The sequence below is a fragment of the Brevundimonas sp. KM4 genome, assembly GCF_000964075.1.
Classification (GTDB): domain Bacteria; phylum Pseudomonadota; class Alphaproteobacteria; order Caulobacterales; family Caulobacteraceae; genus Brevundimonas; species Brevundimonas huaxiensis.
On sequence record NZ_JZRG01000043.1, the window covers coordinates 22,353 to 33,142 of the forward strand.

Consider the following 10,790-nt stretch of genomic DNA (forward strand, 5'->3'; position numbering starts at 1 on the left):
CACGACCGTCATAAAACAGCGTCACGCCGTGCCAATATTGCCACGCATAAGTCACACTTCAGATTGCAATGTTATAACAAATCGATTTTTTGAGGTCGTTTGCGGCCCCAAATGGATACGCTAGTGCTGAAACACGGCGAATTTCCATAGTGTTGGCCCACCGATGACCTAGCGCATCCACGTCGAACCCTTCACTCGTCCACTGTTCTCCCCTGGTCGCGTCTGACGCGCGGCAAGACGCTGGGCGTGCGGGCGGTGGCGGTGGATGCGCGCGGGCGGGTGCTGATGGTGCGGCACACCTATCTCAAGGGCTGGTGGCTGCCGGGCGGCGGGGTGGACCGGAGCGAGACCACCCACGCCGCCGTGGTGCGCGAACTGCGTGAAGAGGCCGGGCTGGTCGCGCGCGGGGCGCCGCGCCTGATCTCGATCCATTCCAACGAGCGATTCTTTCCCGGCGACCACGTCGCCGTCTTCCGCATCGACGCCTTCGATGTGGGCGAACGCACCAGTCACGGCGAGATCGCCGAGATCGGCTGGTTTTCGCCCTCCGCCCTGCCCGACGACGTGAACCGGGGCTGTCGCGCGCGTCTGGCCGAAATCTTCGACGGCTCCCCGATCGATCCGGATTGGTGAGACGGAAACCACCCCTCGCTGCGTTTCAGAATGGTCAAGCCTGTTCGGAAGGATCGCACCATGCCTCTTTCGCGTCGTCTGGCCCTTATCGGCCTGGCCGTCAGCGCCACCCTCCCCTCCCACGCCCTCGCCCAGACCCGCAGCGATCGTCGACAGCGTCGCATGCCGACCTCCGGCCCGGTCGTCGCGCCCGCCCATACCTTCACCTTCGGTCCTGACCCGCTTCAGGCCTATGATCTCTATGCGGACGGAGGGACGGGACCGATCTTGATGTTCGTCCACGGCGGCGGCTGGTCGCGGGGCGAACGGACCAATGTCGCCGCCCTGCCGGACTATGCTCAGCGGCACGGCTTTACCCTGGCCTCAACCAGCTATCGGCTGGCGCCCGCCGTCAGCGCGCTCGAGTCGGCCCTGGATGTCGCCGCCGCCGTCGCCGATCTGAAGCGCCGCCTGCCCGGACGGCCGATCTATCTGCTGGGCCATTCGGCCGGGGCCCATCTGGCCGCGCTGGTCGGAATCGATCCGAACTATCTGGGCGCGGTCGGGCTGAAGCCGTCGGATCTGGCGAATGTGATCCTGCTGGATGGCGCCGGCTATGACGCCACGGCGTCGCGCGGGACCGGCCCGATCAATCAGTGGCTGGACCGGACCTACGATCAGGCATTCGGCGATCAGGCAGCCGCCTTGTCGCCCACCTTGCGTGTCCGATCCGGCGTAACCTACCCGCCCTTCCTCATCTTCCACGTCGCCCGGCGGCAGGATTCAACGACCCAGAGTCGCGGCCTGGCTGAGGCTCTGATCCGGGTCGGCGGCCGCGCAGAGGTCGTCGCTGCGCCGGACAACAGCCACATGACCATCAAACGCGACTTCGGCGTCGCCGGCCATCTCGAAGGCGAACGCGCCGCCCGCTTCATCCGGGGGTAACAATCGGCGGTCGCCATGCTAGCCAAGGGCCATGAACCCGTCCCTGCTCGCCATCCTCGTCGTCATCCTGGCCGGCGGCGCGACCGCGCTTCAGGCCCCGACCAACGCCAAGCTGGCGACCGCCGTGGCCTCCCCGGTCAACGCCGCCTTCATCTCGTTTGCGGTCGGCACCACGGTGCTAGGAATCTTGGCGGCCATCCTGCACACCCGGCCGGACATGGCCGCGACGCGGGCGCTGCCCTGGTATGCCTGGCTGGGCGGGGCCTACGGCGCCTGTTTCGTGGTCGCGGCCGCTTGGGGCGTGCCGCGCCTGGGCGTGGCCATGACCATCACCCTGATGGTCGGCGGCCAGCTGTTGCTCAGCCTGGCGCTGGATCATTTCGGGGCGCTGGGCGTGCCGCGCCAGCCGCTGAACATCGGCCGCATCGCCGGGGTGGGGCTTGTTCTGGCCGGCGTCCTTCTGGTCCGGCGCTCTTGACCCTATATCGGGCGCGATGACCGAGGAGACGCCTGATTCCCAACTGAAAGCCGCCGCCCTGATCGCCGACGAGGCGCGCCGGGCGCCGGACAAGCCGGGCGTCTATCGCATGTATGGCGAGGACGGGTCGTGCCTGTATGTCGGCAAGGCCAAGTCGCTGAAAAAGCGCATCATCCAATATGCGCAGGGGCGTTTTCACACCCAGCGCATCGGCCTGATGGTGTCGCAGACCCGGTCGATGGAGCTGGTGGTCACCGCCACCGAGACCGAGGCCCTGCTGCTGGAATCCAACTTCATCAAGAAGCTGAAGCCCCGCTTCAACGTGGTGCTGCGCGACGACAAGTCCTTCGCCGAACTGATGATCCGCCGCGACCACCGCGCGCCCCAGGTCAGGAAGCATCGCGGCGCCCACACGACGCCCGGCGACTATTTCGGCCCCTTCGCCTCGACCTGGGCGGTCAACCGCACACTGAACACCCTGCAAAAGGCCTTCCTGCTGCGGTCCTGTTCCGACAGCGTCTATGAGACCCGCACCCGCCCCTGCATGCTGCACCAGATCAAGCGTTGCTCGGCCCCGTGCACCGGGCTGATCAGCCTTGAGGACTATGGCGAACTGGTCACCGAGGCCGAACAGTTCCTGCGCGGCAAGTCGCGTGCCGTCATCGGCCGCCTGTCCAAGGAGATGCAGGCGGCGTCCGACGAGATGGATTTCGAACAGGCCGCCCGCGTGCGCGACCGCATCCGCGCCCTGTCGGCCATCGCCATGGAGAACTCCGTCAGCGCCGACAGCGTGGCCGAAGGCGACGTCTTCGCCCTGCATTCCGACGGGGGCCAGGCCTGCGTCCAGGTCTTCTTCTATCGCGCCGGCCAGAACTGGGGCGGCCGCGCCTATTTCCCGCGCGTGGACAAGACCGACACCGATCCCGAGATCCTGGCCGCCTTCCTGGGCCAGTTCTACGAGGACAAGCCGATCCCGCGCCTGATCCTGTCCAACGTGCGCCCGCACGAGCTGGAACTGCTGGAAGAGGCCTTCTCGATGAAGGCGGACCGCAAGGTCGAGATCGTCCGTCCGATGCGCGGCGAGAAGCTGGCGCTGGTCGACCACGCCCTGACGAATGCGCGCGAGGCCCTGGGCCGCCGCCTGGCCGAAAGCTCGGCTCAGGGCAAGATCCTGGACGAGGTGTGCGAGGCCTTCGGTCTGGAGAGCCGGCCCGAGCGGATCGAGATCTACGACAACGCGCACATTCAGGGGACCAATGCGGTGGGCGGCATGGTCGTCGCCGGCCCCGAAGGCTTTCAGAAGTCGCAGTATCGCAAGTTCAACATCCGGGGCGAGGACCTGACGCCCGGCGACGACTACGGCATGATGCGCGAGGTGATGCGCCGCCGCTTCTCACGCCTGGTCAAGGACGAGGAAGAGGGCGAAGACGTCGTCCGCCCCGACCTGCTGCTGATCGACGGCGGCGCGGGGCAGTTGGCGGAGGTGCTGGCGGTCATGGCCGATCTGGGCGGGCTGGACGACATCACCGTCGTCGGCGTGGCAAAGGGGCCCGATCGCGACGCCGGCATGGAGAAGTTCTTCATGCCCGGCAAGGCGCCCTTCATGCTGCCGCTGAAATCACCGGCCCTCTACTACCTCCAGCGGCTGCGCGACGAGGCCCACCGCTTCGCCAACGGCGCCCACGCCAAGCGTCGCTCGATGGACATCAAGAAGAACCCGCTGGACGAGATCGAAGGCGTCGGCCCCGGCCGCAAGAAGGCCCTGCTGCACGCCTTCGGCTCGGCCAAGGGCGTCAGCCGCGCCTCATTGGCCGATCTGGTCAAGGTCGACGGCATCAACCAACCCCTCGCGGAACGCATCCACGCCTTCTTCCGGAAGGCCTGAACCGTGTCACCACTCCAGCAGGATCAGGTTGGGTATGTCGCGAAAGTCGTCGCCGTTGCGCGTGACCAGCGTCGCGCCCGCCGTGATCGCCTGCGCCGCGATCATGCGATCGAGCACCTTTCGCCGCGAGAAGCCGCAGGTTTCGACGATTTTGCGATAGGCCTGCGCCTCGGCCGCGCCGAAGGGCAGCACCGGCAAGGCATCCAGCAGGGCGTCCAGTCTCGCTCGTCGTTCGTCGGCGCTGGCGTCCATCCGGCCGAGATCGGCCTCCAGCTCCACCCTGCTGACGATGGAGAGCAGAAGCGGCGGGCTCAAAGCGTCTACGCGCTCATCGATCACCGCATCGCCATCGCGCAAGTGGATGGCGACATTCGTGTCCAGCAGATAGGCCACGCGTCAGAGACCCGGGCGCTCGGGAATTTCCACCTCATGGCGCACGCCGATGCTGTCGGGCTTGGGCAGGCTGCGCAGCTTGGCCAGCATCTCTTTGACGGATTTCTGCTTGGGCGAGATGGTGACGACATCCCCCTTGCGTTCGATCTCGACCTCGACCCCCGGCCCGAACGAGATTTCCTTCGGCAGCCGAACGGCGTCGCTGTTGCCGCTTCGGAATGTTCGACTGGTGACGGGCATGACCACCTCCTTCGTATAGACATGTATACACCATTTATCGCCGCCCCTCAAAACGCTACAGGCGCAATATGAGCGACATCGAAGACGAACTGACCGCCGGCTATCGCCGCTTCCGCGCCGAGCACTGGCCGACGGCCCGCGCCGAGTACGAAACCCTGGCGACAAAGGGCCAGAAGCCGCACACTTTGATCGTGGCCTGTTCCGACAGCCGCGCCGATCCGGCGCTGATCTTCGACGCCAAGCCAGGCGAGCTGTTCGTCGTGCGCAACGTCGCCAACCTGGTCCCGCCCTATGAGCCGGACGGCAAGCTGCACGGCGTGTCGGCGGCGCTGGAGTTCGGGGTCAAGGTGCTGGGCGTCAAGCGGATCGTAGTCATGGGCCACGCCCACTGCGGCGGGGTCAACGCCATGATCAACGGCGCCCCTGAAATCGTCGCCGATTTCGTCGCCCCCTGGATCGCCCAAGGCGCCCCCGTCGTCCAGCACGTCGCCGAAACCGTCGACCCCGACCAACTGGAACGCGCCGCCGAAGAGGCCATCGTGCGGCTGTCGATCCGGAACCTGCGCACCTTCCCCTGGATCGCCGAGCGCGAAGCCAAGGGCGAACTTCAGCTCAGCGGCCTGCATTTCGGCATCGCCGAGGGCGCGCTTACGGCCCTGACCGACAAGCCCCGGTTCGAACCGTTGGATTGAGCGGCGAACCGTGCCACACCCGGCGCGTTGCAACGGACATGACGATGACCTCCGCCCACCGCGCCAACCCCATTCCCAACATCCTGACTGGGCTGCGTCTGGCGGCCGGGGTGGTGATGTTCGCCATGATGGCCGGGGCCGCGCCGGGCGCGCTGGAGGCCTGGCTGTCGCCGGAGACCCAGGGGCGGTTCAGCGTCTGGGCCTTCTGGATCTTCGTCATCGCCGCCTCGACCGACTGGGTCGACGGCTACCTCGCCCGCCGCTGGAACGCCACCACGCGCTGGGGCGCCATTCTGGATCCCATCGCCGACAAGGTGCTGGTGACCGGGGCCATCCTGGGCGTCCTGGCCTCGGGATCCCTGCCCGGCATCGCCCTGCCCTGCGGCCTGATCCTGTTCCGCGAATTCGCCGTCTCCGCCCTGCGCGAGACGATGGCCGGCCGCATCGAACTGCCGGTCACCCTGGCAGCCAAGTGGAAGACCACGGTGCAGATGGTGGCGCTCGCCGCGCTTCAGCTGACCCTGCTGTGGGGCGCCCTGGGCCTGCAGAACGACGACGGATCGCCGCTGGCCTGGCAGCCGGCGTTCGAATCCTTCGCCATCTTCCTGATCTGGTTCGCCGCCATCATCACCCTGTGGACCGGCTGGCAGTATTTCAGCGAAGCCCGTCGCCAGATGCGGGATCTTTAGGGCCGCAGCGTCAGCCCGGCCGGCGTGGCGGAAAAGGCGGAAAGCCGGCCCAGATAGCTCATGCCAAGCAGGGAGTATTCCAGCCCCTGCTCGACCACCAGGGCCTCGACCCGGTCCACCCGCGCGCCCGCGACCGAGATCGTCTTCAGCTGAACCGGCGCGGCGCGCACGACGCCTGATGCGGTCTGGACCTTGCCGGTGAAGGCTTCGGGTTCCGGATCGACGCCCAGCCGCAGGGCGTCGGCGCGCGTCAGGGCGACCACGCTGGCGCCGGTGTCCACCAGCACCCGCACCGCCTTGCCGTCGATATTGGCCTCGGCCCAGTAGTGGCCGTCCGCGCCCTTGACCACCTGGGCGTCGGTCCCGGAGGCGCCGATCGCCGCCTCGACCACCGGCGTCGCCGCCTGGGCCATGCCGTCGCCTTCCAGATGGCGGATCGTCACGGCTGTGCCGAACGACGCCATGAGCGCGAAGCCGAGGACCACGACAGACTGGGTATCGATGCGAACCATGCCTCTGTCTTAAAGGCGCGGCGTTTGGATGGGGTGAAACGACGTGGCTGACGAAAGCTTAAGCCGGGAACCGCGCTAGCCCAGCTTGGCCGGATCGACCTGACTGCGCCGCGACGGCAGGTCGGCCATGACCGCCGCGCGCTCGGCGTCGCTCAGCGCCCGCCAGCCGGCGATCTCCTTCAGGGTGCGAAAACAGCCCAGGCACAGGCCGCTCTCGCCATCGACCGCGCACACCATGACGCAGGGCGTGGCGATGGCCCTGGGCGGTCCGGGCCGGTTCGGAGTCGTCGCGCTCATTGTGACACAGTGGCGAAAATCACTCCGACTCCTGACGAATAAAGTTGCAAAATCACGAAACTGTCTTATATGTGCTGATGACGCGAAACGACTGACGGTGGAATCCCATTGGTACGACGCGTCTCTTTTCATCGTTCTGCGAAAGGAGACGCCAAGATGAACGATAAGGAGCGTAACCTCCAACACGCCATGATGTCCTTCGCCCTTTGGGGCGGGATGCTGGTCAACAGTCGGCATATGCCGTCGAACTCGGGCCGGGTGGTCAGCCATCCGTCCAACTTCGTACCCTATACGATCAAGAAACGCTGACGGCCCGCTCGGTCCAAAGCCTGAAGAAGCCCCGGTTTCGCCGGGGCTTTTGCAATTCCGGGCTTGCCTGACGCGGCGTTCGCGGTCGATGACGGGTGCCAAGACGGAGACGATGCATGGGCCTGATCACCGAAGAGAAGCGGGGCGCGATCCTGATCTGGACGCTGGATCGCGAGGCGCGGCTGAACGCCCTGCCCGATCTGGGGGACGGCGACGAGGTCGCGGCGGCGTGCGAGCGGGTCAACGCTGATCCGTCGATCCGCTGCGTGGTCCTGACCGGCGCCGGTCGGGCGTTCTCGGCCGGCGGCGATCTGACGGCGATGCGGGACGGGCGCGACCTGTTCGAGGGTTCAGGCGCCGCCATCCGCGAACGCTATCGCCGCGTCGTCCACCGGATCGTGCGGTCGCTGTATGGGCTCGAGGTTCCGCTGATCGCCGCCGTCAATGGGCCGGCGATGGGCTTGGGCTGCGATATCGCGGGGCTCGGGGACATCCGCATCGCGTCTGAGCGCGCCAGCTTCGGCGTGCCTTTCCTGAAGCTGGGCATCATTCCCGGCGACGGCGGATCGTGGCTGCTGCCGCGCAACATCGGCTATGCCCGCGCCGCCGAACTGCTGTTCACCGCCCGCTCCATCGATGCCGCCACGGCGGCTGAATGGGGACTGGTCAAAGGCGTGGTCGCGCACGACGACCTGATGACCGAGGCCCTGGCCGTCGCCGCCCAGGTCGCGGCCCAACCGCCCCAGGCCCTGCGCATGGCCAAGACCCTGTTGCGTCAGGGCCGCGACACGACCTTCGACCAGATGCTGGAGATGTCGGCGGCGATGCAGGCCCTGGCCCACCTTACCGAGGACCATCAGGAAGGCGTCGCCGCCGTGCTGGAAAAGCGGCCGGGCGATTTCACCGGAAACTAGGGCTGGGCCGCCGATCCGACGTCTTATTTCGTCTTCATCGCCTCACTGGGCCCGACGCCGGCGGCGACCGCGCGTTTGGCCCCGGCGGTCTCGCCCGGCTTCATGAACTTGACCAGCACCCGCTGTCCGATCAGCAGGGGCGCATCGCCGGCCGAGGCGACCACTTCCACCACCCGCTCGTCGCTGCGCTGCGAGGGGTCATCCGATGCCAGTTTGCGCGCGCCGAACACGGCGGCCCGACGCATGACGGCGCCGATGTAGACCTTGCTGGCGTCGCCCTCGGGGCTGATCTCGACGGCCTGGCCGTCGGTCAGGTTCGGCAGGTCGCTTTCGACCACCTCGGCGCGGACGATGCGCGGCGCGTCGGGTTCCAGATCGAACATGTTGGAGACGTTCAGGGTCGAGGCGCCGGCGCCGGGGTTGGCGTAACGGCGCACGATCCGGCCGTTGGTCGGCGCGCGGATGACCGTCAGTTCCTGATTGTAGCGGGCCTGATCCAGCTGGGCGCGCGCGGTCTGGACGGCGGCGACCTGCGACCCCAGGCGGGCTTGGGCGGTGGCGATGGCGTCCTGGGCCTGGTCCATGCGCTGGGCGGCGACGAAGTTGGTGGCGACCAGGCGTTGCAGGCGCTCCTGCTCGCGCTGGGCGGTGCGGATATCCACGCGGATCTGGGCCAGTTGGCTTTCGGCCTGGCTGACGGCGGCGGCCGCAGACTGAACCGCCAGACGCGCCTCGTCGTCTTCCTGACGGGCCAGGATCTGACCGGCGACGACGCGATCGCCTTCCTGAACCAGGACGTCACGGACGATGCCGCCGCGACGGGCCGCGATCTGGATGATGCCGCCCTCGACGTCGACCTTGCCATTGGCGATGGCCGCATAGGGGCTGTCGACCTTGGTCGCCGCCGCCTTTTCCTGCTCGGCCTTCTTGGTCTTGGCGGCGGACTGGAACAGCATGAAGCCGACCGCCAGCACGATCACCAGCAGCAGGCCGATCCAGGTGCGTTTTTTCTTCAGAAAGCCGGGCATTGGCGTGTCGTCCTAAGGAAATCGTCGTGTCGGTTAGTGGGACGCCAGGATGGCGTTCGGATCGGGGATGCGGCGCTGGTCGTCCAGGATCTTGCCGTCCTCGATGTGGATGACCCGATCGGCCCAGGCCTCCAGGCGTGGATCGTGGGTCACGCAGATGACGGCGGCGCCGTGTTCGGTGGCGGCGCGGCGAAGCAGCTTGATGACCACCTGGCCGTTCTCGCCGTCCAGGGCCGAGGTTGGTTCGTCGGCGAACAGGATCTTAGGATCCTTGGCCAGGGCGCGGGCGATGGCGACGCGCTGCTTTTCACCACCCGACAGGGCCGCCGGCCTCTGGTGCAGACGGTGGCCCAGGCCGACCTCTTCAAGGGCGATCGTGGCGCGCTTCTTGGCCTGGCCCGCGGTCAGCCCCTGGAACTTCAGCACCGTCTCGACCTGCTGAAGGGCCGTCAGAGCGGGGAACAGGTTGAAGCCTTGGAAGATGAAGCCGCAGTTATCCAAGCGGAACTTGTCGATCCGACCCGAGGACAGCTTCCACAGATCGTCGACGTCCAACACGTCCACCCGGCCCTCTTCGGGCTTCAGCAGGCCCGACAGGGCTGCGATCAGGGTGGACTTGCCCGAGCCGGACGGCCCCATGACCATGGTCAGGTCGCCATGCCGCGCATCGAAATCGACGCCCTTCAGCACGTCCACCCAGGCCTTGCCGGACTTGAACCGCTTGACCAGGCTTTTGGCCTCGATAGCGAAGTCGCCGTGCTTGCCGTGAACCTTTGTATGAACGTTCATCGCAACAGGTCCGCCGGTTGGCTGTTCTTGAGGATGCCCAGCGACAGCAGGCCGGACACCATGGCGATGGCGATCAGGCCGATGCCCACGATGATCAGCAGCGACAGCGGCAGGGCGATGATCACCGCCCCCATCATCGCAAGCAGCGACACCAGCCAGGTCAGGACGATGGCCGCGATGACGCCGACGACGCCGACCCAGAAACTCAGCTCGACCACGATCCGACGCAACGACCCCATGCCGACGCCCAAGGCCCGCAGAGAGGCGAACTCCTTGATGTTGGCCATGATGGCGCCGCGCAGGGTCTGCCAGGTGATGGCCACGCCGATGATGATCCCCAGCACGACGCAGCCGCCGATGATGATGACCAGGATGCCTTCCTCGAACATGGCGCCGGCGTTGGCGTCAGCCAGTTGCTGCTTGGTCCACGCCTTCCACTGACCGGCGCCCATGGCGTTCAGCTGGGCCACCACGATGGGCGCGCGGGCCGGATCACGCAGCTTGACCATCAAAGGACCGACGCGCGGACCCGTGTCGGCCTGGCCCAGCATCCGCAGGGTGTCGCGCGACATGACCACGCCCGGCTGCATCATATTGGGATAGCCGCGCGTCACGCCGACGACGGTGACGGTCTGGCCGTTGTACAGGGCCTTGTCGCCCAGCTTCACGCCCAGGGTCGTCAGGGCTGTCTCGTCGACCGCCACGGTGTAGGGTTGGCGCAACGCATCGACCAGTTCCTGCGAATAGTCGGTCGGGATGGTCACCGAGCCGGGACGGGTGTCGATGATGCTGGCCTGGACGAACTTCTGACGCGGCGCGCCCTGCGACGCATTGTCCGCCTGGCTCTTGGTCGGATCGACGTTCTTGATGTTCTGGAAGGTGCCGCCGGCCCCGTCCAGCGGCATGACCTCGACCACCTCGGGGTGATTGTAGGCCAGGGGGATGAACCGGCGGGGCACGCCCGACGGCCCGCCGATCAGGCTCTTGGCGCCGGGCTGCATTATGAA

The 10,790-nt window shown here is 66.9% G+C and carries 15 protein-coding genes; 8 read left to right on the forward strand and 7 right to left on the reverse strand.

Features of this window, described 5'->3' with window-relative positions; genetic code table 11:
- Positions 1-246: 246 nt before the first annotated feature.
- Genes VH88_RS14935 through uvrC form a run of 4 tightly spaced genes read left to right on the forward strand, consistent with a single transcriptional unit; the run spans position 247 to position 3,920 of the window.
- Positions 247-633: an NUDIX domain-containing protein gene (locus tag VH88_RS14935; RefSeq protein WP_369796299.1), complete on the forward strand. Its 387-nt coding sequence runs from the start codon at positions 247-249 to the stop codon at positions 631-633.
- A 60-nt stretch (positions 634-693) separates the two neighbouring features.
- Positions 694-1,557 (forward strand): alpha/beta hydrolase, encoded by an 864-nt coding sequence (locus tag VH88_RS14940; protein ID WP_045811961.1) that lies wholly within the window; start codon positions 694-696, stop codon positions 1,555-1,557.
- 31 nt (positions 1,558-1,588) lie between these two features.
- Positions 1,589-2,035 carry a DMT family transporter gene (locus VH88_RS14945; protein WP_017505105.1) on the forward strand — a complete coding sequence of 149 codons (447 nt, stop codon included), beginning with the start codon at positions 1,589-1,591 and terminating at the stop codon, positions 2,033-2,035.
- A gap of 16 nt (positions 2,036-2,051) precedes the next feature.
- Positions 2,052-3,920 carry an excinuclease ABC subunit UvrC gene (gene uvrC / locus VH88_RS14950; RefSeq protein WP_045811948.1) on the forward strand — a complete coding sequence of 623 codons (1,869 nt, stop codon included), beginning with the start codon at positions 2,052-2,054 and terminating at the stop codon, positions 3,918-3,920.
- A 6-nt stretch (positions 3,921-3,926) separates the two neighbouring features.
- On the opposite strand, the gene VH88_RS14955 is transcribed toward uvrC, so the two are convergent.
- Together VH88_RS14955 and VH88_RS14960 are read right to left on the reverse strand one after the other, a co-directional pair.
- Positions 3,927-4,313 carry a PIN domain-containing protein gene (locus VH88_RS14955; protein WP_045811949.1) on the reverse strand — a complete coding sequence of 129 codons (387 nt, stop codon included), beginning with the start codon at positions 4,311-4,313 and terminating at the stop codon, positions 3,927-3,929.
- A gap of 3 nt (positions 4,314-4,316) precedes the next feature.
- Positions 4,317-4,553 carry an antitoxin gene (locus VH88_RS14960; RefSeq protein ID WP_045811950.1) on the reverse strand — a complete coding sequence of 79 codons (237 nt, stop codon included), beginning with the start codon at positions 4,551-4,553 and terminating at the stop codon, positions 4,317-4,319.
- Positions 4,554-4,621: 68 nt separating this feature from the next.
- On the opposite strand from VH88_RS14960, the gene VH88_RS14965 reads away from it, so the two are divergent.
- Entirely contained in the window at positions 4,622-5,245 is a 624-nt protein-coding gene (locus tag VH88_RS14965; RefSeq protein ID WP_045811951.1) for a carbonic anhydrase, read from the forward strand.
- A 44-nt stretch (positions 5,246-5,289) separates the two neighbouring features.
- Positions 5,290-5,934 carry a CDP-diacylglycerol--glycerol-3-phosphate 3-phosphatidyltransferase gene (pgsA, locus tag VH88_RS14970; protein ID WP_026108402.1) on the forward strand — a complete coding sequence of 215 codons (645 nt, stop codon included), beginning with the start codon at positions 5,290-5,292 and terminating at the stop codon, positions 5,932-5,934.
- Here the strand turns inward: pgsA and VH88_RS14975 are convergent.
- Both VH88_RS14975 and VH88_RS14980 read right to left on the reverse strand, forming a co-directional pair.
- Entirely contained in the window at positions 5,931-6,446 is a 516-nt protein-coding gene (locus tag VH88_RS14975; RefSeq protein ID WP_045811952.1) for a TIGR02281 family clan AA aspartic protease, read from the reverse strand. The genes pgsA and VH88_RS14975 overlap by 4 nt on opposite strands.
- 75 nt (positions 6,447-6,521) lie before the next feature.
- The gene (locus VH88_RS14980) at positions 6,522-6,743 is read right to left on the reverse strand and encodes a DUF1289 domain-containing protein (RefSeq protein ID WP_045811953.1); all 222 of its coding nucleotides are present in this window, start codon (positions 6,741-6,743) and stop codon (positions 6,522-6,524) included.
- A gap of 156 nt (positions 6,744-6,899) precedes the next feature.
- On the opposite strand from VH88_RS14980, the gene VH88_RS16335 reads away from it, so the two are divergent.
- Positions 6,900-7,052, forward strand: coding sequence for a hypothetical protein (locus VH88_RS16335; RefSeq protein ID WP_017505113.1), 153 nt, complete (start codon positions 6,900-6,902; stop codon positions 7,050-7,052).
- 116 nt (positions 7,053-7,168) lie between these two features.
- Complete coding sequence (locus VH88_RS14985) at positions 7,169-7,966, forward strand: crotonase/enoyl-CoA hydratase family protein (protein WP_045811954.1); 798 nt, start codon at positions 7,169-7,171, stop codon at positions 7,964-7,966.
- A gap of 23 nt (positions 7,967-7,989) precedes the next feature.
- Here the strand turns inward: VH88_RS14985 and VH88_RS14990 are convergent, their stop codons facing one another.
- The 3 genes from VH88_RS14990 to VH88_RS15000 form a co-directional block, all read right to left on the reverse strand.
- The gene (locus VH88_RS14990; RefSeq protein WP_045811955.1) at positions 7,990-8,994 is read right to left on the reverse strand and encodes an HlyD family secretion protein; all 1,005 of its coding nucleotides are present in this window, start codon (positions 8,992-8,994) and stop codon (positions 7,990-7,992) included.
- A gap of 33 nt (positions 8,995-9,027) precedes the next feature.
- Complete coding sequence (locus VH88_RS14995) at positions 9,028-9,783, reverse strand: ABC transporter ATP-binding protein (protein ID WP_039248125.1); 756 nt, start codon at positions 9,781-9,783, stop codon at positions 9,028-9,030.
- A partial coding sequence (locus VH88_RS15000) for an ABC transporter permease (RefSeq protein WP_045811962.1) occupies positions 9,780-10,790 on the reverse strand: 1,011 nt, incomplete at its 5' end. The genes VH88_RS14995 and VH88_RS15000, both read right to left, overlap by 4 nt.